A 21,071-nucleotide genomic window follows, 5' to 3' on the forward strand; every position below is an offset into this window, starting at 1 on the left:
GGAGTCCGCGGCCGGGATATTGGCGGTCTTTGGCGTGCGTGGGGTAGCGGTCATTTCAGGGTCCTTTTCTGGGCGGCGGGTTGAACAGATGAGCGGCGGCCAGTCCCTCGACACCACCACCGGCAAATGGCGGCCGCCCGGTCAGACACTCGTAGAGCACGCAGGCGAGTGAGTACACATCCCCGCGCGCATCGGCGATGTGCTCGAGCTTGAAGCGCTCCGGAGCCATATATGCAGGGGTTCCCGGATTGACATTCGTGCGGGTCAGGCGGGTACCAGTCGCCTCCTGCACCAATCCGAAGTCGATCAGGTACACAAACTCTTCGCCGACCATCAGCAGGTTCGACGGCTTCACATCACGATGCACGAGCCCCGACTTGTGAGCTGCATCCAGCGCTGCGGCGGCCTGTTCGATAACACGGACGGCCCTGTGTGGGCTCATTTGCCCGTCGCGACGCAGCACAGTGTGCACATCGGTGCCGTCGACGATCGGCATCACCAGATACAGGCGTCCGTCTATCTCGCCGGCGTCATAAATCGGGACGATGTTCGGGTTCGCCAGTCGGCCCGCCGCAAAGGCTTCTCGGCGAAACCGCTCCACATACCCTGGCTCGGTAGCCATCTCCGGTCGCAGCAGTTTGACGGCCACATCGCGGTCCAGCGCGGTGTCGTAGGCCCGATACACCGAGCCCATGCTGCCTTGACCGAGCATCTCGAAAAGCCGATAGCGGCCGAACTCCACTTCCGTCGCCGGCTCGGGGGGTGCGGCGACGGGGGAGGCGAGGGCATCTCGTGCCGCGATGGACAGGTCGCGGACGGTTTGATAGCGGTCTTCTGGCTTTCTGGCCATGCCACGCGCGATCACTTCGTCAAATCCAGTTGGGATTGCGGGCACGATCTCGGTGGGCTTGGGGGGCTCACCCTGCGAATGCGCGTTGACGAATTGTTCCAGGCTGTCGCCGTCTACGGCCTGACGCCCGGTCAGGCACTCGTAGAGCACACAAGCCAGTGCGTAGATGTCGCTGCTGGGTTCGACGGCACCGCCATCGAAGCGCTCCGGCGCCAGATATGGCCAATCTCCGATAGCGACGTCGGCAGCCGACGCGCTCAATGCCCTGGTACGAGCTTCGACGCCAACATCGAGGAAGTACACAAATTCGCCGCATGCCACGAACAGGTTTGACGGCTTCACATCGCCGTGAACCAGCCCGCCATTGTGCGCGGCTTCCAAGGCCGCGGCGGCCTGCTCGATCACCCGCACGGCCGACCTTGGACTCATCGGCCCGTCCCGACCCAGCAAGCTCTTGAGATCAACGCCGTCGACGTTGGGCATCGCCACATACAGCCGTCCGTCGATGTCACCGACGTCGTAGATCGGGATGATGTGCGGATTGCTCAGCCGGGCGGCGCTGGCGACCTCCTCCCGGAGTTGCTCGTAGCGCCCCGGGTCGTTGGTCGACTCCGCGGGGAGCACCCGCAGGGCCGCTTCCCGCTTCATCTCCGTGTCGTAGGCCCGATAGACCGTTCCCGTGCAGCCCCATTGGAGCGTCTCGAGTAGCCGGTAGCGTCCAAAGACTTCGCCCATCGCCTCCGTCGCCACCGCACCTCCCTCTAAGCGCACGAACGGTGCCTGGATGCTACAACGCCTACAGGTGGCACCTGAGGACTTTGCTACTGGTAGTTCGTAGGCGTGCGCGCATTTTCGCCTGGGGATTCGTGGCCGCAGAATGCACGACACGGGGATCACCAGCGCGGCAAAGAGAGCGGATTTGGCAGCAGTTCGGGCAGATTCGTGAATCAAGCCCCCCGACTAGACATAGTCGCTGCCAATTCGTAACCTATCCGAGACATATCGCCGGGCCAGATCGGCCCATGCAGCGAAGGATCGTGACAGTCCGTATGACACGCGTGCGCCAATTACTGCGGCGGACGGTGTACGGCTGGGTTGCGGCGATCGCCGTGCTGGCGATGTCCATTAGCTCGATGGGCGTTGTGAATGCGGATCCGGCGAGTGACGCGATGGCGAGGCTCAACGAACTGTCCCGTCAGGCGATAAAGGCTCGCGAGGCGGTCACCGCCGCGCAGCGTGATGTCGACGCTCGACTGGCCGCCCAATCAGAGGCCGAAGCCCGCCACCGCGCCGATCTGGAGGCGCTCGAGGCCGCCAACTCACAGCTTCAGCCACTTCAGGCGGCTGCAGGCCGAGTGGTGGCGATGGCCTACATGGGTGGCCGGACCGGTGAATTGCAGACCGCGCTGACCGCGGAGTCGCCGCAGCAGCTGATCGACCAGCTGTCCATCCAGCGGTTGGTGGCCGCCCAGACAACCGAACAGATCAAGGGATATCAATTAACCCGTCAGCGCGCGGCCGAAGCTGCCTTGGCCTCGGAGAGATCGGCTGCCGACGCCCGCGCCGCGGCCGAGCAGGCCGCCGCAGTGCAAGCGGAGCTGAAAGCGAAATGGAGTGAACTGCTGCGTCAGATTGCCGCCGCGGAGGCGCAGTACGCGGCGTTGACACCGCAACAGCAAGCCATGGTCGACAATGCCGCCGCACCCCCGCCGGAGAGTGCGCCTCCGGCAGACCTGGCTGCGGCTCCCGGCCAGGCTCCTCCCGGCGACGTTGGTCCATCCCTCGCAATTGCCGGCGGGGACATCCCGGACGCACTACCCGTCGGCGTCGCGCCCGAGGCCGGGTTACAGCCCAACACCATCCTGGCCGCCCGGGCGGTCAGTGCACGGTTTCCCCAGATTTCCACCATCGGCGGGGTCCGGCCGGACTCGAAACCTTGGCACCCCAGCGGTCTGGCGATTGACATCATGATTCCCAACCCCCAGAGCCCCGAGGGCATCGAACTCGGGAACGAGATTCTCGCGTTTGCGTTGAGCAACGCCGACCGGTTCGGGTTGCAGGATGTGATCTGGCGTGGCACGTACTACACGCCGGCGGGTCCGCAGGCGTCGGGTTATGGCCACTTCGACCACGTGCACATCACTACGACGCCGAGCCGCTAACTGAGCCCCGGCCTACGCCAGCACGGCGTGTCACGCTTCGGCGGTGATGCCCTTGTCCGCCGCCCATTTGTCGAATGCCGCGAGCGTCGCCGGCATGGCCGGTCCGTCGATCAGCATGTGGTCTGAGCCGGGCAGTTCGACGTAGTCGGCGCGACCGTTGTATCGGCGGGCCGTCGCCTTGCACATCGCTGGAACGCAACACTTGTCCTCGGCACCGGCGATGACCAATACGTGGCCGCTGATCTTGTCGAAGTCGACCCGTGCCGCACGTTTGCGGTCAAACGGCCACAAGACCATCTCGCGGTATGCCCGCCCGGACTCCGCGCACAGGCTTGCGTAGAACTCGTCGGATAACGGTTGGCCGACCGCGTTGCAGATGTATTTGTCCCACCCTTTCTTGGCGACCGGGTACATCGGGCGGCCCATGATCCATTGCGGAAGAAACCGGGTCCACAGCATCGTCTGCGAGGGGTAGAACGCGAATATGCCTGCCGCCGGTGCGGGCCCGAGCAGAACGACGCCTCGGTGGGGGACTCGCGCTGCGACCAACTGTGCAAGCAGCCCGCCCAGAGAGTGGCCGATGATGACCGGAGGCGTCTCCATCGACTTCACGACGTCGCAAAGGGCATCCACATAGTCGAGGAGACCAAGCTTGCCGACCCTGTCGGCAGCGGCCCAGATGTCGATCTCTTTAGGGTGGCCGTGCTCGGGGTAGCTGGGTCCGTGGACACGGAATCCTCGCTGTGCCAGCTCGGCGCCGAAAGCGTCCCACTGCTTGCAATGCCCCCAGGTGCCGTGAATGAGAAGTACGTCTTGCGGTGCCATGGACCGTCCCTTCATCGCGTCGCAGTTACTTTCCCACCCACGACTGAGGCCAGGTTGGGCCGGCGACGACGGCGGACCTTGTCGCTGACTGCGGCTGCACTTTGGCGCTGCGATAGATTAAAGGCCTCGGCGTTAAGCATCCAGCGCCGGTGGCTTCGACGACATGCTCGGGTGGCCTAAGCACCTACTCGCCCGCTCTTGACGATGCGCTCGAAGAGTTCGCTGGGTCGGTCCAGGGAACACAACCCGAGGAGGCGGGGATCGCCGTCATGACTGCCGACAATTTATCCCAGGAACATCCCGAGGCGATTACGCTCGGGCTGCACGACGCCTCGCCGCCCCACCTGGTAGAGGCGATGGTCAAAGATGTACAGCTGGACTTGGGTTGGGGCCGGCTCATCTTCGGCCAGACTTTTGCCGATGCCGCTACTCTGACCGAGGTATTGCGTCAGGAAGCGCCTGGGCGACGCGACATCTGCATCTACGCACGCGAAGCGCACGTCATCGTTGCCGGAGCACCGCATGAGCTGTTCATTGACCCCAGTCACACCTATCGACTGCGCTTCGCAGAGCAGACTCAGCAGCACGATTCAGCACCATCTCCCGCAGGCGCGACCATACGCACGCTGAACGACCCGAGTGACGCCGATGCGATAAATCGCGTGTTAGTCAGTTGCGGAATGGTTCCCGCGCCGGTTGAGACGATCTGGCACAACCATCTGCACGCCGACGCGGTGACATACCTCATCGCCGTGCGTGACGACGACGGTGCGGTGATTGGCGCGGTGACGGGCGTCGACCACGAAGTGCTGTTCGCAGATCCGGAGCGAGGCTCGAGTTTGTGGACCCTAGCGGTCGACCCAGCCGCTGCTCTGCCTGGCATCGGGCAGGCGCTGACTAGGGCTCTGGCCGACCATTTCCGTCGATTAGGTCGTGCCTACATGGATCTGTCGGTCGCGCACGATAACGCTGCCGCCAGTGCCCTCTACGAAAAGCTCGGCTTCCGCCGCGTCCCGGTGCTGGTGATCAAGCGGAAGAACGCGATCAACGAGCCGCTATTCACCAAGCCGCCCGAGACTGTCGATGACCTGAACCCCTACGCCCGGATAATCGCCGACGAGGCCATGCGCCGCGGAATCCGGGTCGAGATTCTCGATGCCGAGACAGGGGAGATGCGCCTCACCTACGGCGGGCGCAGCGTCGTCACCCGCGAGTCGCTGTCCGAATACACCTCAGCGATTGCGATGTGCCGTTGCGACGACAAGCGATTGACCCGGCGGCTTGTCGAGCAGGCGGGCATCAATGTTCCTCGCGCACGCCTGGCCACTTTCGACGAAAAGGACTACGCGTTTCTGGCTGAGGTGGAAGAGGTTGTCGTCAAACCGGTCCGCGGCGAGCAGGGCAAAGGCATCACCGTGGGTGTGACGGTTCAAGATGGCGCCAGCGAGCTTGCCAAGGCCGCCGCATACGCAAGGCAGCAACACCCGGAAGTGCTGATTGAGCAACGACTCTACGGCGACGATCTCCGCTTGGTGGTGATCGACGGCCAGGTTGTGGCCGCCGCGCTGCGAATGCCCCCCGAGATCATCGGCACGGGTAAACACACTGTGCGTGAGTTGATCGCAGCGGAAAGCCGACGACGCTCGGCAGCCACCGGTAATGAGTCCCGCATTCCTTTCGACGACATCACCGAGAAGGCGGTATCCAAGGCCGGCTGGCAGTTCGACGATGTGCTGCCCCAAGGAACTCGACTTCAAGTTCGGCCCACCGCCAACTTGCATCAGGGCGGCACGATCCGTGATGTCACCAGCCAGGTGAACCCGGAGCTTTGTCGGGTTGCGGTCAAGGCGGCGACGGCGATCGGCATCCCCGTGACGGGTATCGACCTGCTTGTGCCTGATGTGACTGGCACCGAATACACCTTTATCGAAGCCAACGAACGACCCGGATTGGCCAACCACGAACCGCAGCCCACGGCAACGGCTTTCGTCAACTTTCTCTTCCCAGGCCAACCTGAACAACCACTCGCCTGGACGCCCGGCGAATCGCGAGGTGACCAGAAGGACTCTGCGAGCAACGACGGCTGAAGCCGTTTCCGGTGAGGGCGCCGTGATAGGTCCGGCTAGCCAACAACGGTTGGGGCAGAGCACGACTCTGTGCTGTGACTGTTAGGAATCGTTACCGCAATCGCGATTTCGCGTTCGTATCTTTGGATCTACGAGAATGCCTGAGCGTTCGACCCACAAACGCCGATCGACGTTCGCGAGTCTTGGGGGCTGTGACATGACCATCGCAATCGACACACACGATCCAGTCGAGAAATACGTAGCCGACGAGCATGAGGATTTCATCTCGGCGGTTGCAAGCATCAACGCAATTGGCGGTCGAGGGGACAACGACCGTGTCGAAACGAAGCCGCGGTGGCGACCGACCGAAGAAGAGATCGTGCGGGCGGCGATCGCGGTGATTTTCATATCCCTCATGGCATTGATCGGCCTCGCCGCGGGCGCGTTCTTGACGGTGAGCTTGACGGCGGCTTAGCAGCGGATACGGCCGCAGGCCTGTCCGGACCGGCGTGACCGGAGGCCTGTTGCCGATACCTTCCGTCCAAGGCCACCAGTTGCGGCGCCTTCCACGTGGATGATCTTGCGCCATCCCTCGAAATTTGGGACGATCCGGCGGCGGTGTGGCAGAGGCATGATCTGCAGTTTGAGCGCGCCATAGCCGTCGCCGTGGAAGCCCTCACGAAGTGCCCCGCGCCCGCGCCTGCTGAGCCCTATCCCAACTACGCCGAAACTAACCATGATTCAATACGATGCGCACAAGTGGCTGGACCATTTCTTTGACATCCGCGGCTCGCTGGTCCGGGAGATTGTCGGTCGAGTCTCCATATGCGTCGCTTGGTCGGCGGCGGTCGTCGCCTTTCACAACTATGTCGCTCCGGTCGGCATGCCGTTCCAGCTGCACACCTTGATGGGCCTCGCTCTGGGTCTCCTTCTGGTCTTCCGCACCAACTCCAGCTACGACCGTTTCTGGGAGGGACGCAAACTGTGGGGAGGGATCGTGAATGAGACACGGAACCTCGTCCGGAGCGCCACCGTGTACATCAAGGAGGATCCGGCGCTGGTCGCCCGACTCACCCGATGGACAGCCGTCTTTCCGTGGACGGTCGTGCACAGCCTGCGTGGAACCAAAGGACTCGGGCCACAAATCACTGAACTTCCACCCGATGAGGCGCAGGAGGCGATCGACGCCGAGCATCCCGCTCTCGCTGTGGCCGGCAGGATGTCCGACTGCCTCCGGGAGGCGCGCGATCGCGGCCTGATCTCGGACATGATTCTCACGTCGATGGACCAGAACATTCAGCTCCTGATCGACTACCTCGGCGGCTGCGAACGAATTACCAAGACGCCGATGCCATTCGCCTACGCCGTGCACCTGCGCCGGGCGCTTGTGCTCTATTGCTTCACCCTGCCGTTCGCCATGGTCGAGACGTTCGGCTGGACGACCATCGTCGACGTCCTTTTCATCGCTTACACATTCTTCGGCATCGAGGAAATCGGCGTCGAAATCGAAAGCCCCTTCGGACATGACGCGAATGACATCCCCATCGAGCACATCTCCGAGACGATCCACAAGAACGTCTACGCCCAGGCGGGGATTTAGGCGCGGACCATCTTGACAGCGAATCGGGTGCGTTGTGAGGTTCAGACGACGCTGCTGACGATCGCAATGACCAGCCCGGCCAGGGTGAGCACCCCAACGATCACAGACGAGGCGATCGCCCGGCGTCGTTGGCGCCGGCGGGCGCCGTCGATCGCGACTGCCATGGCGACGAGGATCGCCGCTGCGTACGCCGCCAGCGCCACCGTCAGCGTCGCCGTTGTCGCGGGGCTGGCCAGGGTCACGCTGTGCATGCCGTGAGCGTAGCCAACGACGAGACGCTCGCCCGATCTGCTCGACAGCGTCATCCAACGCATCCTGTCGTCGACCAGTGATGAAAACGTAGGCACCGTCCCCGACGAATAACTTTGCGCTCGCCAAGGCCAAACCGCTTGTCGCTCCGGTGATGACCGCAACCTTGCCGCTCAACTTCCCCATCAACGCTCCATCCTCGAAGCGCGGGCCACTGACCCGCATGTCGAACTCTTTGCCTCGATGGCTGTTCCCACCCAGCGATGCAGGAATGCGCGTAGCTCGTCTGGAGAACGGGGAGGGGATCGGGATCTCCCTGGCATGACCTCGGACGTCTCGCCGCCACCGGTGGAGACATGAGCGCAATCGACTGGGGCCGTCTGGAAACTGACCGCACCGAGGAGATCTGCTCTGCGGTCCGTGAAGTCACGACGCAGTGTGCGGGGCCAGCGCCAGCCTTCAACGCCACGCAGGATCCGGCACTACAGGGTGCCCCACACCGCAGACGCCGACTTCGCGAAAAATCCGGCTACGCAGGGTGGTTACAGTTCCGTCTGGTCGGCTCTCGATAGCACCAGATCGTACTGGCCGATCCACGACTTGAGAGGTGCCGTAACGCGCTGCGGTGGTCGCGCGGAATGTGGCCAGAAATAGCGCCACGGCAAATAGGTGTTGTCGACGCGGTACGCGTGAAAACCGGCAGCGAAGAACGGCTCGAGCACCGCCTCGGGCGACAGTTCCCCCGTCTGCCACCAGCGGGGCGAGAGTTCGAGCAGAAACTCCGCTTCAGGTCGGCAGTTTTGAAGTACGCGAGTCATGCCAGCAATCACGTCGCGCTCATTTCCCTCGACGTCGATCTTGAATAGCCGCGCCGCGCGGATTTCGTTCTCCGTGAGCAGCTCGTCTAGCGGAGCAGTGGGCACGAGCGCTTCTTGCTTCAGTCCGCGTTCGCCAAGCGTGGTGCTCCATCCGAGATTCCAGGCCGGGCCGAGATGAATGGAAAGCTCGCCGCGCTCACCCGTTGCCGCCGCGTTGATCACGCGCACATGGGAGGTCGTATCCGCAGCCAACACCAGATTCTCGCGCAGCAACTCGAAGATGAAGGGCGAAGCCTCGACACTCACCACGTGCCCGCCTTGCCCGACGAGCCGCGAAGCGAGCAGGGAGTAGTAGCCCGCATGGGCCCCCACGTCGACAAACGTATCTCCCGGCTCTAGCCGCCGCCGCACGAAACCAGAAATGTCCGGCTCCCACACCCCGAACAGGTAGACATAGAGCTGCACAAGGTCGGGCAGCAAGCAATTCATGCGCGTGCCAAAGAGCGATTCGGCCGGCACTTTCCACGGGCCTCGCACCGCTGCGCGGAGGGAAATAAGGGAATAGACCGCGGTGAACAGGCAGGTTCCGAGAATTCCGACCGCTAAGCGCACGGGCAACCACGGCGAAAGAGCGCGCAATAGCATTGCGCGTAAGAGTTGTCGCATAACGGGAATCACTGGCTTGAGCCTGCGCTTATCGGTGTACGACGGTGCGCCGCGCGAGATCTGGATAGTGAACGGCGCAGCGACGCTGTCATCGACGTCGAGACGATCGGATCGATCGTCTCGAGGCCCGACGGCGAGTCGAAGGGCGGGTCGACGTAGTCGAGCTCGTCACGCGCCTTGGTGAGGTCGTACACAAAGTCGTGGAGCAAGTGGCTCAGCTGGTACCGCGTCACGATCGGGCGCGGCAGCCGGCCGTACAGGTGCGTGGCGTCGGCGACGTTCGCGAACGCCCAGGCCGCGCCGCCGGGGATGTAGAAGATCCGCTCCGGCCGCCCGACGCGTCGCAGAGCCGTGGTGAGCAGCTCCTGCTTGGTCGCGGCGGTCGGGTCGGCGATGTTGAACGCACCCGTCGCGTCGGACTCGATCGCAAGCGCGATCGCCCAGGCCAAGTTGTCGACATGCGTAAGCGAGATGCGATCGCCGGGCTCGCCGACCATCATCAGCCGCCCGAACCGGAAGCGGCGCAGCAGGCGCGGCAGCAGCGTCGTGTCGCCGGGGCCGTACACCGCGTGCGGGCGCAGGATGATGCTGCGATCGGCGGCCTCCGCCGTCACGAGGTTCTCGGCCTCGCGCTTGGTGCGCCCGTATGCGTTGAGCCAGCGCACCTGCTTCGTGTCCTCGCCGTTGGCGGGATCGGCCTCGGCCTCGCGCACGCACGAGTGGTGGGCGCGCGGGTCGTAGACGCTCGCGCTCGAGATGTGGACGATGCGCGCCTCGGGCCAGGTCGCGAGCACGTGGCGCGTGCCGTCGACGTTGCCGCGGCGGAACGGCTCGTAGGTGCCCCAGTCGTCGACCATGCCGGCGCTGTGCACGACGGCGTCGACCTCGGGCGCGTCCTCGAGCGGACCCGCTTCGATGTCCCAGCTGCGATAGCGGGAGCGCTGCGCCTCGGGTATGCGCTCGGCGGGGCGGCGACCGAAGCGCCACACGTGGTAGCCGGCGCGCTCGAGGTGGTCGGCGGCGCGGCCGCCGATGAAGCCGCTCGCCCCGGTGACCGCGACTCGCGGCCGGCGCGGTGTATCAGCGGACATCGACGACCTCGCATCCGCCGCCGTGGTTGAGGTACCAGCGCAGGTTGTTGACGATGCCGTTGCGCGCGGCGCGGCGGTTGGAGAAACGCACGATCGCGTCCCGGCGGTAGCCGAGCCTGGAGCTCACCTTGCGCACGCGGTTGACTATCTGCTTGTCCTCGTGCACGTCCTCGATCTTCGTGCGCGGGAACCCCCCGCACTCGAGGTAGACGGTGCCGCGGATGCCCATGTTGCCGCCGGGCGCGAGGATGAATGGCGCCTGGTAGCCCTCGCCTTTTCGGTTGTTGTTGGGGCGGATACGCCCGACGAAGCGCACGAGGCCGTAGACAAGCGGGACACTCACCGACGCGCCGAACGGCGCGGTGCCGTCGTCAAAGCGCGCACGGTAGTTGCCGCCGACGAGGTCGAGCCCGCCGTCGAGCGCGTCGCGCATGCGCGCTGCCCACGTCGGCTCGGGCACGCAGTCGGCATCGGTGCGCAGGATGAACGTCGCGCCGTGCTTGATGGCATGGCGAAATCCCGTGTCGCACGCCGCGCCGGTGCCCTTCTCTTCCTCGCGGATCACGCGTACGTCGAGCTCGGGATGGCGCAGGCCCGCGGCCTTCACCTCGGCAGCGGTGTCGTCAGTGCTCGCATTGTCAACGACGAGCACCGTTGGCGAGACATCCTTCTGTAGGGCGAGCGCGTCGATCGTCGAGCCGATCCACGCCGACTCGTTGTAGGCCGGGACCACGATCCACAGCTCGTTCGCATTGCTCATCGCATTGCTCATCGCGTAGCTCATCGCATGGCTCCTTCCTGGCTCGCCGCCGCCTGCACGCGCAGCGCCTTGCGGTTGATCTTGTGGCTGCGGCCCGAGCGCGGCAGCTGCCCGACCACACGGATCTCGTCGGGAAACGCCTGCACGTCAATGCGAGTGTCGCCACTGCGGATACCGCGCTCCACACGCTTGTGCAGCTCGTCGCTGGTGAGCCCACGCACCGCCGGGTCCGGCTCGACGTAGAGCAGTACGCGCTCGTCGGCGGTCTGGGGATCCGGCACGCCGATGATCGCGCACGCCCCGACACCGTCGATGCGGCTGATCGTCGGCTCGTACAGGCCGGGGTAGAGGTTGAACTCGTCGCGGATGAGCATGTCCTTCGCGCGACCCATCAGCACGATCCGGCCCTCGTCGTCGATGCGCGCAATGTCGCCCGTCCGGTGCCAGTCGACGCGCTCCATGCCGACGTAGCCGAGGAACGTGTTGGGGCCGCGTAGCTCGAGCTCCTCACCCGCCAAGCGCACCTCGACGCCCGGCACGGGGCGGCCAACGACATCGCCGTCGCCCGACCAAGCGAGCTTCTCGCGCGAGTCGATCCACGCGACCGGGACCATCTCGGTCATGGCATACGCGCAGGTGATCTTCATGTCGTCGTTACCGAGCGCGTGCACGCGTTTGAGCACGGTCGAGGTGATCGGCGCGCTGAACAGGAACAGGTGCTGGAGTGACTCCGGCAGCTGTCGCCCGGTGCGCTCGCAGTGCAGCGCGACCTTCCACGCCTCGACCGGCAGCAGGAACGCGTGCGTGACGCGGTGCTCATCGACGTCGTGCAGGAACTTCTCGGGCGTGATTGACAGCGGCGCTACCACGCAACGCAGCCGCTTGAGAGCACCGACCACCAACGTGTGGACGCTGTGGGTGTAGATGACCGCGTCGGCCGGCAGCTCGAATTCGCTGAGCAGCATCCGCACCGCGCCGGTGATCGAGCGGCCGGTGTGCTGCACGCCCTTGGGCATGCCGGTCGTGCCGGAGGTGAAGATCACCATGCTCGGCGCGTCGGGCTCGATGCTCGCAGGCAACGCCGCGGACTCGCCGGCCGACTCCTGCACGAGCTTGTGCAGCGCGAGCGAGCGCGGTACGAGTCCTGGCACACGCCAGCCGACGCGCACGTGCTGGCCGGGCACCTTCGCCAGGCGCGGCAGCTCGAGCCCGGCGCGACGCAGGTGTATCCGCAGCGGCGTACGCGCGCTCGCCGCGTAAAGCAGCGACTCGGCGACGACCCAGCTCGGGCGCAGCAACTCGAGGCGCCGCGCGAACAGCTCGTTGCCGGCACCCGGATCCACGAACGTGACGACGGCGCCGTTGCGCATCGCGGCCAGCAGCAGCACGAGCGCGTCGATGCCGGGGCGCACGCAGAACAGGATCACGTCGCCGGGGCGCATCCTGCGCCGGCTGAACGCGTGCGCGGTGCGCTCGACCTGGTCAGCGAGCGTCGCGCCGGTGAGACGGCGGTCGCCCTGCACGAGCAGTTCGCGCTCGCCACTCGCGCGGGCGCGCTCAACGACCGCGTCGACCATCTTGGCGAGGTCGCCGCTCGTGAGCGCGACGTCGAGCGTGTCGGTCGGGATCGTCGTCACTGCCCAGCCTCCTTCATGCGGATCACGAGCCGCTCGTAGGTGGGCAGCAGCACGCCGCGTGCGGCGCGGCGGTCGACGACCTCCACCTCGTCCTCGAGGCGCATGATCGCCTCGAGCACCATCGACAGCTCGCGCTTGGCGAGGTTGAAGCCGAGGCAGAAGTGGGGACCGGCGCCGAACCACAGGTGGCGCAGCGGGCGCGGCATATCGCGACCTATGTCGAAGTGGTCGGCGTCGGCGATCACGCGTGGGTCGCGGCACGCGTTGGTCATGAACCCGAGCAGTAGCCGGTTCGCCTTGAGCTGCACGCCGCACAGCTCGTGGTCGCGTGCGATCGTGCGCGTGAATGCCGGTACCGGCGTCACGACGCGCAGGCCCTCGTCGATCGCGCCGTCGAGCAGCCCCGGGTCTTGGCGCAGCCGCGTCCACTGTCCGGTGTCGCAGAGCAGCGCGACGAGGCGGCCGATCGCGGTCGACGTCGTCTCGGTGCCGGCGAGCATAAGGATGCCGATGACGCCGCGCGCCTCGTCGAGCGAGAGCCCGATCTCGCGCATGCGTCCGGGGATCGTGTCGGGGCTGCCGCTGCGATACGCCTGGTCAGTGCCATCGACGAGGCGCGCGAACAGCTCGCGTGCCTGCTTCACCTTGCGCTCGTTGAGCCGCCGCACGCGCAGCGGCACGAGCGCGGTGAGCTGCGCGCCGACGTCGTGCAGCTCGAGCGCGCGTCGTTCGAGCGCGTCGCCCTCGAGCTCCATGCCGGTCAGGTGGCAGAGCAGCGTGCCGGTGAACACGCGCGCGAAACGGGCGACGTCCACCTCGCGACCGGCGGCGAGGTCGTCGTGCAGGCCGGTCGCGAGCTGGCCGAGCACCTGGTCGGTCACCGCCCGCACGTACTTCGGCGTGAACAGGTCCTGCAACTTGCGGCGCAGCGAGATGTGCGGGGGACCGTCCATGTTGAGCAGCGCGTACTCACCCAGCACCTGCGTCATGAGGACGCCCGTGCTCGCCGGCCCGGTCTTCGTGTAGGTCTTGCCGTCGAGCAGGATCTCGCGCGTCACCTCCGCGCCACTGACGACATATCCCAGGCCGGGCATGTGCCAGACGTCGGGATGGCGCTTCATCGCCCACTTAGAGATCGCCCAGCCGAGTGGCTGCGCGGCGATGAAGAGCTTGCGTTCGTTGCGCTGCGCGAGCGCGGCGCCGGTGTCCCAGGTCTCCTGGGTCATCGTGCTCATAGCCGGGTCGCCATCACGCCGACGCTGATGCCTGCCGCGAGGCCGATCCACAGCACGTTCGATCCACGCTCGGCGCGACCGTCGTCGATCGCGCGGCCGAGCTGCAGCGGCATCGTCGCGCTTGCGACGTTGCCGAGCGTGTCGATCGTGCGCACGATCTTCGACTCGGGCACCCCGCTGATCGTCAGGAACAGGTCGAGGAACGGGCCGGTCACCTGGTGGAAGATGACGACGTCGTAGTCGTCGAACGAGGTCTTCGTGCGCTCAAAGCAGTCGAAAAGGATCTGCGGGCCGAGTTCGAGGAACGCGTCGCGCAGCGAATTGCCGTCGCCCGAGAAATAGGTGTACTCGGGATCGCGCGGATGCATCGTGCCGCCCGCACGCAGCGTGCAGATCTCCCAGTGGCGGCTCGCCGCCTGGAAGTCGAGGTAGCGGATACCCGTGCCGTCGCTGCGCCCCTCGAGCACCATCGCCGCACCGGCGTCGCCGAACGTGTAGCCGGCGAACGACCTCTTCATTTGCTCCTCGTCCTTGAGCTCCCAGCGGATCGCCTCGCTCGGCGCCTCGCCGGTGCACACCAGGACCTTCTCGTACTGCCCGGTGCGGATGAGCCCGTCGGCGACCTGCATGCCGTTCATGAACGAGTTGCACGCGTTCTTTACGTCGAACACCATCGCGCCGTCCGCGCCGAGCTTGTAGCTGACGAGGTGCGCCGTCGCCGGCTCCACGAGGTCCTGGCTCGACGAGGCGAAGATGATGAGGTCGATCTCGTCGATCGAGGCGCCGGCCTGCTCGAGCGCGCGCTCGGCGGCACGCACCGCCATGTCGCTTGCGTTCTCGTGCGGCAGCTTGTAGCGGCGCTCGCGCACGCCGGTGCGCTCGGTCACCACGCCCGGACGCGGAGCGAAGTTGTGCATGTGGCTCGCCTCGGTGATGCGCCGCTCCACCTCCTCGGAGGTCACCACTTGGTCCGGCACCCAAGAGCCCACGCCCGCGATCGCTGCACGAACGGCGGGCCGCGCCGAGCGCGTGATCGTCGGCCGTGGGACCCGGTGCAGTTTGTCCGTCGCCGCCACGTCCATGAGCGCCGGCACAGCCATCACAACCGACATATCAGCCTCCTCCTGCCGGGTCACCTGTTCCTTGAAGCGACCTCATCACTAGATTGTGGGCGTGTTGTTCACTCTAGAGCTTCTTGTTCCATTTCTGCAACTATTAAAACTATTTCCGGGTCTCTTAGCCGTAAATAGAATCGAGGTGCAACGGACGAGTACGGTCCATCGGTGGTGGTTGGTGCGTTTACCGGCGATCGGCGAGGGGAGGGCCCTACACGTCTCAATCGGAGATAGACGACGCCTGGGAGCGGTTTGAGCTGCGTTCAGCCCACGCTCATGTGACCACCCGATTGGCAGTGGTGAAGTCCGCCGACCGGGCCCGCCAGGAGCGGTGGAGCGGTTCATGTTTCGCGGCTTGCCGTCGTGGCTGGAATTGGAATCGGTGGTCGGAGACCCGGCAACTGCGGTCTGACAGCACCTGGTGTAACTGGCTGACTATTCTGCGGCGCACGGTGACTGGCCTACACAGTTCCCGCCTGATCTGACCGCTTCCGTCCCAGCGCAGTACGGGGCCATCACGACCTGTTCCACGGCGTCATAGTTTCGCGGGTCCGTCCGAAGCCGCAGGCGAGGGCGCATCGGGTGCCTGCCGAACACGACGACTTTACTTGACATAATGTCGCTTATCGGCACAAAGGGTAAAACGAGGTGGGCCGGCTCGGTGGTGCCACAACCACATTCGAGCAGCCCACAGTCGCTTCCACAGTGACAGCCATCTCCTTCGGTGCCGCTGCGCGCACAGTATGTACGCCGCACTACGGCGTGGCGACCTCGCCACTGACAGCGACCCGGACCGCCCGGCACTTCCCGTGACTGCAACCACGGCGGGTGCGCAAGGCCCAGCTGCCTAGGGCGCCTAAGCCCCGCTCTCCGCACGCCACGCACAATACGTCACTGTGACGAATTGTTTCGTGCCGCAGGCGTTGTCGACTACGCCACGCGCGGTGCGATCGTCGGCGCGCACTGTCGCCAGCGAAATCGATGCCGTGTGGTTGGTCACCGCGTATTTGAAGCTGGCGTATTGGGCACAGCTTGTGACGAAGCCGGTCTAGCGCATTCCGTGTAACAACAGGGCCCTGCCGTCCATTGTCCCCCGTACCTGGACGCCACGTAACCGCGTCCCGCATTCGTCACAGTGACGAAAAATACTGTGCCGCAATCGCTTCGATTAGGCCTGCCGCAACGGCTTTGACTCTGCAGATTTGGCGGGAAAGACCGAGAAGGCATCGCCAAAAGCGCAGAGTCAACGGCGCTGATCCAGTCTCCGAACTACGAACAACACGTTGGGTCGAGCACCACGCACAACGCCCGCAGGGACTCCGCCCGCGGCCGGTGATAGACGTTCATGCCGCGCCGATCGGAGATGACGAGGCCGGCTTTGCGTAGTTGACCGAGATGGTGGCTGACGGTGGACTCCGAGATCCCCAGCACGCCGGCCAGGTCCCCACTCGTCTTCTCGCGGTCGGCTGAGCTGAACAGATAGGACATGATCTTCACCCGCACCGGGTCGGCGATCGCCTTGAGTCGCATCGCGACGGCAAGAGCATCCTCATCGCTGATCGGCCCAGCCGCCACTGGTGCACAGCACACCGGTGCGGACATATCGATCACAGGCAAGGACTTCGGCATGGCTCCATCCTGCCACGGTTCTTGACATATATCAAAAAGGTGGCATCCTGATGTTGACGCGTCATTTCGATATATGTCTCATCTGCGTCAGGAGGTCCACCATGTCCCGTGTTCAACTCGCCCTCAACGTCGATGATCTCGACGAGGCGATCACGTTCTACTCAAAGCTGTTCAACACCGCTCCGGCGAAGGTGAAGCCGGGCTACGCCAACTTCGCCGTCACGGCACCCCCGTTGAAGCTGGTGCTGCTGGAAAACCCCGGTCAGGGTGGCACCATCAACCACCTCGGCGTCGAGGTTGAATCCAGTGAACAGGTGCAGGCCGAGATCGTGCGACTCTCCGGCGAGGGGCTGTTCACCGCGGAGGAGATCGGCACCACGTGTTGCTTTGCCACCCAAGACAAGGTCTGGGTGACCGGCCCGGCCGGCGAGAAGTGGGAGGTCTACACCGTGCTGGCCGATTCCGACATCTTCGGCGCCAGCCCGCAGCGGCCCGGTGACAGCGACGACGCCGTGTGCTGCGGCGGATCGTCCAAGGGTGCAGAGACCGCTACAGCAGCGTCGTGCTGCTGAGGCTCGCGTGCCCACAATTCCGGGGTGGGCGTCCCCGATGCCCACCCCGGATTTGCGGGCACAAATACCCGTTGGCGCGCGGCCCGCGTGCCCGGTACGCAGACCTGGAGAACATGACCATGGCTTCCCTGGTGCCAATTGATTCCCCGTCGGTGTGGACGCCGGCCGATTTTCCCGACCCGTCCCTGTGGTCGTTCGACTTGAGCCCCGCCGAGCGGCAAGCCCTGATCGATTACGGCCGCGGTGGAACAGACCCCAGATTGCGCAGTCAGCTAGGGGCGGGCGCGGCGCAGTGGACCCAACTGCTCAACGCCGGTCCGGGGTTCGTGCGGCTACGCAACTTCCCGATCGACGAGCTCACCGATCCGCAGATCGAGCGTGCCTACCTCGGGTTGGGCTCCCTCCTAGGAACTCCCGTCGGGCAAGATCGCGACGGCAACATCCTTTCGCACATCCGCGATGAACGACTGCCGGCCAGCCCAGATGTGCGCAAGTACCGCACCAACCTGCGCCAGGATTTTCACAGTGACGGCTCCGACTTGGTCGGCCTACTGTGCCTACATCCAGCCAAAGTCGGCGGCGAATCACGCATCGTCAGCGCACACGCGGTCTACAACGAGATGCTGCGCCGCGACCCCCACCTACTGTCGGTGATGTATGCACCGATGCCGTGGAGTCGCAACAATGAACAACCCCCCGGAGAGCCGGAGTTCTTCGAACTGGCCCCCATCACCGACATCGGCGGAGTACCACGGATCTTCTTCGTCGCCTGGTACATCCGCGATTCCCAGCGCCACGACGGGGCTCCGCTGCTAACCGACGACCAGCTCGCGGCCCTGGGCCTGGTCGAGACCATCGCCAACGATCCCGCGTTTTACATCGAGATGGAATTTCGGCCCGGCGACGTGCAACTTCTCAACAACACCACCGTGCTGCACTCGCGTGAGGCCTACACCGACCATGACGAGCCGCACCTTCGCCGGCACCTGCTGCGGCTGTGGCTCACGACCGACACCCCGCAGGCCAATGAGCTTCTCCGCAGCGGTATCCCTGTCGCCACCGGTCGTCCCTTACCCGCATGACCGAGATGACGCCCTCGCCCGCACCGCCGGTTCTCGGCAAGCTCTCCACCCTCGACCGATTCTTGCCCTTGTGGATCGGCCTGGCGATGACTGCCGGGCTGCTGTTGGGGCGATGGATACCGGGCCTGAACACGGCGCTGGAACGCGTTGCTATCGACGGGATTTCGCTGCCCATCGCGATCGGCTTGTTGATCATGATGTATCCGGTGCTGGCCAAGGTGCGCTACGACCGCCTGGACACAGTCACCGGTGACCGGAAACTCCTGCTGTCCTCGTTGGTGTTGAACTGGCTGCTCGGGCCGGCGTTGATGTTCGCCTTGGCCTGGTTGCTGCTTTCCGACCTACCCGAATACCGCACCGGCCTGATCATCGTCGGGCTGGCACGCTGCATCGCCATGGTGATCATCTGGAACGACCTGGCCTGTGGCGACCGCGAGGCTGCCGCGGTGCTGGTGGCGCTGAACTCGATGTTCCAAGTCGCCATGTTCGCCGTCTTGGGCTGGTTCTACCTCTCGATCCTGCCCGGCTGGCTCGGACTCGAACAGACCACCATCACCACCTCACCGTGGCAGATCGCGAAGTCCGTGCTCATCTTCCTCGGCATCCCGTTGCTCGCCGGTTACCTGTCGCGACGTCTCGGTGAAAAGGCCAAGGACCGCGACTGGTACGAGACGAAGTTCCTGCCGCGCATCGGACCGTGGGCGCTTTACGGCCTGTTGTTCACCATCGTGATTCTCTTTGCGCTACAAGGTGATCAGATCACCAACCGCCCATTCGATGTCGCCCGCATCGCGCTCCCATTGTTGGCCTACTTCGCCGTCATGTGGGGCGGGGGCTACCTGCTCGGCACCGCGCTGGGCCTGGGCTATGAGCGCACCACCACGCTGGCGTTCACCGCCGCCGGCAACAACTTCGAACTCGCCATCGCGGTCGCGATCGCCACCTACGGCGCCACCTCAGGCCAAGCGTTGGCCGGGGTCGTCGGACCCCTCATCGAGGTACCGGTTCTTGTTGCGCTGGTGTATGTCTCGCTGGCCCTGCGACGCCGCTACCAGCATCACACCGCAGCGCATTCCCCCGTCGTCAACCGCCCCGGCGTAAGGATGTGGCGGCGAGGCCTGTAATTGCCGTGATTACGTCGAAATCCGCGTCACGGTGACGAGGTTCGCGTTGTGTTGGATTGCGACGGCCGCAAGCCATTCACAAGGCGCTCGAGCTTGGCGTGTGCCGCGTCATCAACTGCGCCGGACAAGATGTCGATGGCGATCGGCTCACACATGGCGATCTGGCCGGCTTGTTCGACAAGCAGACGACACACCTCCACCGCAGCAATCGAGCCCGTCGCACGGAAGTACTCGATCCATGCCGAAGTGTCGATCAGGATCACGCGAATTCGCCGGGCTGGTCCTGTCGCATCGCGTCCAGGTCGCCGCCCCAACCGACCCCTTCCAAGCCGAGCAGGAAGTCACGGCTCAACGGAGCGCCGACCAATCGCCGCAGCGCGAGGTGGACGGCCTCCTTCTTGGTGGACACGCCAAAGCGTCGCATCACTTCCCCGACGAGCTCGTCGTCGAGGTCGATGTTCGTGCGCGACATACACCTATGATCCACCTTCGATACACAACGGGCAGGCGAGCGGGTTGCCCGTCGTACCGCGTTACGTCACCGTGACGAATGCCGCTGCGCCGCAGTGCGATTGGTACAGTCGATACCGGCTTTAGGCCTGGTCCGCTCGGCAACGGCCTGTAGGACGTCCCGACCGACTGGTGTCGGGACGGCGCCACAGTCAGCGACGACCACCCGGGGGTAAGGCGAACACATGGATTGGCTGGTCTCACACGCGGAAGCTATCGGTGCGGCATTGATGGCCGCGTTCGTTGCTGCGGTGGGCATCGTAGTTCGGCAAGCCGCCCTGCAGCGTCCGGCCGTCGATGAGTCCGGTGCAACCGTGCTACGGGACCCGTTGTGGTGGGCGGGGACGGGCGCCGCGATCACCGCGTACGTGTTTCAGGCGATCGCACTGGCACACGGCTCGCTGCTGTTGGTGCAACCACTGCTGGTGTCCTCATTGCTTTTCGTGCTGCCGCTGAGCGCCCGACGGTCGGGCCACCGCGTCACCGGCCTCGAATGGGCATGGGCGCTGCTGCTGACGGCGGCCCTATCGGTATTCGTTCTGGTGGGCCAGCCACGCGAAGGGCACTACCGTCCCCCGGTGCCGGCCTGGACGCTTGCCCTTGCCTGGATCGTGCCGGTTTCGGTGATCTGCGTGGTGGTGGCCCGACGCAGCACCGGCCGCGTCCGCGCTACGTCGCTGGGGGTGGCGGTCGCCGTCGGGCTCGGGATGGTCGCCGTGTTGACCAAGGTGTGCACGCACCGGTTCGCCGTCGGCTCATGGCACGGGCTGTTGACCAACCCAGCCCCGTACGTTCTTGTCGCCGCAGCGATCGTGGTGACGGTATTGCAGCAGTGGGCTTTCCGGGCGGGAGCGCTACAAGCGTCCGTACCGGTGATGCTGGTCGGCGAACCGATCGTCGCGGTCGTCCTCGGCATCAACGTTCTCGGCGAGTATCTGACCATGAGCGAGCTGGGAGCCGTGGTGCTACCGGTCGCGGTCGTAGCGATGGTGATGGCCACCATCGCGCTCGGGCGCAGCGAAGGCGCCGAGACCGAAAGCGCCGGGCACCCCGCCGTAGCGCACGCAAGCCAGTAACAGT

19 protein-coding genes and 2 pseudogenes are annotated in these 21,071 nt (G+C 65.0%); 8 read left to right on the forward strand and 13 right to left on the reverse strand.

Going from position 1 to position 21,071, the window contains the following annotated elements; all coding sequences use genetic code 11:
- Positions 1-55 precede the first annotated feature (55 nt).
- Positions 56-1,600: a serine/threonine-protein kinase gene (locus tag BST27_RS32320; RefSeq protein ID WP_170062280.1), complete on the reverse strand. Its 1,545-nt coding sequence runs from the start codon at positions 1,598-1,600 to the stop codon at positions 56-58.
- Positions 1,601-1,899: 299 nt separating this feature from the next.
- On the opposite strand from BST27_RS32320, the gene BST27_RS07440 reads away from it, so the two are divergent.
- Positions 1,900-3,012 (forward strand): coiled-coil domain-containing protein, encoded by a 1,113-nt coding sequence (locus BST27_RS07440; protein WP_069419986.1) that lies wholly within the window; start codon positions 1,900-1,902, stop codon positions 3,010-3,012.
- 30 nt (positions 3,013-3,042) lie between these two features.
- Here BST27_RS07440 and BST27_RS07445 read toward each other — a convergent pair whose 3' ends face one another.
- Positions 3,043-3,837, reverse strand: coding sequence for an alpha/beta hydrolase (locus tag BST27_RS07445; RefSeq protein WP_069420008.1), 795 nt, complete (start codon positions 3,835-3,837; stop codon positions 3,043-3,045).
- A gap of 269 nt (positions 3,838-4,106) precedes the next feature.
- Here BST27_RS07445 and ngg point away from each other — a divergent pair, with 269 nt between their 5' ends.
- The 3 genes from ngg (at position 4,107) to BST27_RS07465 (ending at position 7,503) form a co-directional block, all read left to right on the forward strand.
- The gene (ngg, locus tag BST27_RS07450; RefSeq protein ID WP_069419985.1) at positions 4,107-5,924 is read left to right on the forward strand and encodes an N-acetylglutaminylglutamine synthetase; all 1,818 of its coding nucleotides are present in this window, start codon (positions 4,107-4,109) and stop codon (positions 5,922-5,924) included.
- A 196-nt stretch (positions 5,925-6,120) separates the two neighbouring features.
- Positions 6,121-6,378 carry a hypothetical protein gene (locus tag BST27_RS07455; RefSeq protein WP_069419984.1) on the forward strand — a complete coding sequence of 86 codons (258 nt, stop codon included), beginning with the start codon at positions 6,121-6,123 and terminating at the stop codon, positions 6,376-6,378.
- Between the two features lie 261 nt (positions 6,379-6,639).
- Positions 6,640-7,503, forward strand: a complete 864-nt coding sequence (locus tag BST27_RS07465; protein ID WP_069419983.1) for a bestrophin family protein — start codon at positions 6,640-6,642, stop codon at positions 7,501-7,503.
- A gap of 41 nt (positions 7,504-7,544) precedes the next feature.
- On the opposite strand, the gene BST27_RS07470 is transcribed toward BST27_RS07465, so the two are convergent.
- The 9 genes and pseudogenes from BST27_RS07470 to BST27_RS07510 all read right to left on the reverse strand — a co-directional run bounded on the left by BST27_RS07470 (position 7,545) and on the right by BST27_RS07510 (position 16,703).
- Positions 7,545-7,754 (reverse strand): hypothetical protein, encoded by a 210-nt coding sequence (locus BST27_RS07470; protein WP_069420007.1) that lies wholly within the window; start codon positions 7,752-7,754, stop codon positions 7,545-7,547.
- A 28-nt stretch (positions 7,755-7,782) separates the two neighbouring features.
- Positions 7,783-7,938, reverse strand: a pseudogene (locus BST27_RS07475) (SDR family NAD(P)-dependent oxidoreductase); the annotation flags it as partial.
- Positions 7,939-8,294: 356 nt separating this feature from the next.
- The gene (locus BST27_RS07480) at positions 8,295-9,215 is read right to left on the reverse strand and encodes an FkbM family methyltransferase (RefSeq protein WP_170062281.1); all 921 of its coding nucleotides are present in this window, start codon (positions 9,213-9,215) and stop codon (positions 8,295-8,297) included.
- 29 nt (positions 9,216-9,244) lie between these two features.
- Entirely contained in the window at positions 9,245-10,327 is a 1,083-nt protein-coding gene (locus BST27_RS07485) for an NAD-dependent epimerase/dehydratase family protein (RefSeq protein WP_069419981.1), read from the reverse strand.
- Complete coding sequence (locus BST27_RS07490) at positions 10,317-11,111, reverse strand: glycosyltransferase family 2 protein (protein WP_197518129.1); 795 nt, start codon at positions 11,109-11,111, stop codon at positions 10,317-10,319. The genes BST27_RS07485 and BST27_RS07490 overlap by 11 nt, the downstream gene beginning before the upstream one ends.
- Entirely contained in the window at positions 11,108-12,724 is a 1,617-nt protein-coding gene (locus BST27_RS07495; RefSeq protein ID WP_079219943.1) for a class I adenylate-forming enzyme family protein, read from the reverse strand. Before BST27_RS07495 ends, BST27_RS07490 begins: the two co-directional genes overlap by 4 nt.
- Complete coding sequence (locus BST27_RS07500; RefSeq protein ID WP_079219942.1) at positions 12,721-13,959, reverse strand: cytochrome P450; 1,239 nt, start codon at positions 13,957-13,959, stop codon at positions 12,721-12,723. Before BST27_RS07500 ends, BST27_RS07495 begins: the two co-directional genes overlap by 4 nt.
- Positions 13,956-15,071 (reverse strand): 3-oxoacyl-ACP synthase III family protein, encoded by a 1,116-nt coding sequence (locus BST27_RS07505; RefSeq protein ID WP_197518128.1) that lies wholly within the window; start codon positions 15,069-15,071, stop codon positions 13,956-13,958. Before BST27_RS07505 ends, BST27_RS07500 begins: the two co-directional genes overlap by 4 nt.
- Before the next feature lie 1,272 nt (positions 15,072-16,343).
- On the reverse strand, positions 16,344-16,703 hold the full coding sequence (locus BST27_RS07510; protein ID WP_069419980.1) for an Rv2640c family ArsR-like transcriptional regulator: 360 nt from the start codon (positions 16,701-16,703) through the stop codon (positions 16,344-16,346).
- A 101-nt stretch (positions 16,704-16,804) separates the two neighbouring features.
- On the opposite strand from BST27_RS07510, the gene BST27_RS07515 reads away from it, so the two are divergent.
- From BST27_RS07515 to arsB, 3 genes and pseudogenes are all read left to right on the forward strand, one after another.
- Positions 16,805-17,275 carry an ArsI/CadI family heavy metal resistance metalloenzyme gene (locus BST27_RS07515; protein ID WP_069419979.1) on the forward strand — a complete coding sequence of 157 codons (471 nt, stop codon included), beginning with the start codon at positions 16,805-16,807 and terminating at the stop codon, positions 17,273-17,275.
- A gap of 113 nt (positions 17,276-17,388) precedes the next feature.
- Complete coding sequence (locus tag BST27_RS07520; RefSeq protein WP_232007312.1) at positions 17,389-18,357, forward strand: TauD/TfdA family dioxygenase; 969 nt, start codon at positions 17,389-17,391, stop codon at positions 18,355-18,357.
- Positions 18,354-19,457 (forward strand): annotated as a pseudogene (gene arsB / locus BST27_RS07525) (ACR3 family arsenite efflux transporter); the annotation flags it as partial. The gene BST27_RS07520 and the pseudogene arsB, both read left to right, overlap by 4 nt.
- A 50-nt stretch (positions 19,458-19,507) precedes the next feature.
- On the opposite strand, the gene BST27_RS07530 reads toward arsB, so the two are convergent.
- Positions 19,508-19,744 carry a PIN domain-containing protein gene (locus BST27_RS07530; protein WP_269149709.1) on the reverse strand — a complete coding sequence of 79 codons (237 nt, stop codon included), beginning with the start codon at positions 19,742-19,744 and terminating at the stop codon, positions 19,508-19,510.
- Positions 19,741-19,953 (reverse strand): type II toxin-antitoxin system VapB family antitoxin, encoded by a 213-nt coding sequence (locus BST27_RS07535; protein WP_069419977.1) that lies wholly within the window; start codon positions 19,951-19,953, stop codon positions 19,741-19,743. The genes BST27_RS07530 and BST27_RS07535 overlap by 4 nt, the downstream gene beginning before the upstream one ends.
- Positions 19,954-20,176: 223 nt before the next feature.
- Between BST27_RS07535 and BST27_RS07540 the strand changes: the two genes are divergently transcribed.
- Complete coding sequence (locus tag BST27_RS07540) at positions 20,177-21,067, forward strand: DMT family transporter (protein WP_197518127.1); 891 nt, start codon at positions 20,177-20,179, stop codon at positions 21,065-21,067.
- The last annotated feature ends 4 nt before the right edge of the window (positions 21,068-21,071 follow it).

The sequence above is a fragment of the Mycobacterium intermedium genome (assembly GCF_002086275.1).
Classification (GTDB): Bacteria; Actinomycetota; Actinomycetes; order Mycobacteriales; family Mycobacteriaceae; genus Mycobacterium; species Mycobacterium intermedium.

Bases quoted from the DNA above. Each gene is read 5' to 3' on its own strand.
- BST27_RS07500 (WP_079219942.1), bottom strand. From the start codon at position 13,959: ATGAGCACGATGACCCAGGAGACCTGGGACACCGGCGCCGCGCTCGCG.
- BST27_RS07490 (WP_197518129.1), bottom strand. From the start codon at position 11,111: ATGAGCTACGCGATGAGCAATGCGATGAGCAATGCGAACGAGCTGTGG.
- ngg (WP_069419985.1), top strand. From the start codon at position 4,107: ATGACTGCCGACAATTTATCCCAGGAACATCCCGAGGCGATTACGCTC.
- BST27_RS07465 (WP_069419983.1), top strand. From the start codon at position 6,640: ATGATTCAATACGATGCGCACAAGTGGCTGGACCATTTCTTTGACATC.
- BST27_RS07520 (WP_232007312.1), top strand. From the start codon at position 17,389: ATGACCATGGCTTCCCTGGTGCCAATTGATTCCCCGTCGGTGTGGACG.
- BST27_RS07515 (WP_069419979.1), top strand. From the start codon at position 16,805: ATGTCCCGTGTTCAACTCGCCCTCAACGTCGATGATCTCGACGAGGCG.
- BST27_RS07510 (WP_069419980.1), bottom strand. From the start codon at position 16,703: ATGCCGAAGTCCTTGCCTGTGATCGATATGTCCGCACCGGTGTGCTGT.
- BST27_RS07540 (WP_197518127.1), top strand. From the start codon at position 20,177: ATGGATTGGCTGGTCTCACACGCGGAAGCTATCGGTGCGGCATTGATG.
- BST27_RS07440 (WP_069419986.1), top strand. From the start codon at position 1,900: ATGACACGCGTGCGCCAATTACTGCGGCGGACGGTGTACGGCTGGGTT.
- BST27_RS07470 (WP_069420007.1), bottom strand. From the start codon at position 7,754: ATGCACAGCGTGACCCTGGCCAGCCCCGCGACAACGGCGACGCTGACG.
- BST27_RS07485 (WP_069419981.1), bottom strand. From the start codon at position 10,327: ATGTCCGCTGATACACCGCGCCGGCCGCGAGTCGCGGTCACCGGGGCG.
- BST27_RS07445 (WP_069420008.1), bottom strand. From the start codon at position 3,837: ATGGCACCGCAAGACGTACTTCTCATTCACGGCACCTGGGGGCATTGC.
- BST27_RS07455 (WP_069419984.1), top strand. From the start codon at position 6,121: ATGACCATCGCAATCGACACACACGATCCAGTCGAGAAATACGTAGCC.
- BST27_RS07535 (WP_069419977.1), bottom strand. From the start codon at position 19,953: ATGTCGCGCACGAACATCGACCTCGACGACGAGCTCGTCGGGGAAGTG.
- BST27_RS07480 (WP_170062281.1), bottom strand. From the start codon at position 9,215: ATGCTATTGCGCGCTCTTTCGCCGTGGTTGCCCGTGCGCTTAGCGGTC.
- BST27_RS07505 (WP_197518128.1), bottom strand. From the start codon at position 15,071: ATGTCGGTTGTGATGGCTGTGCCGGCGCTCATGGACGTGGCGGCGACG.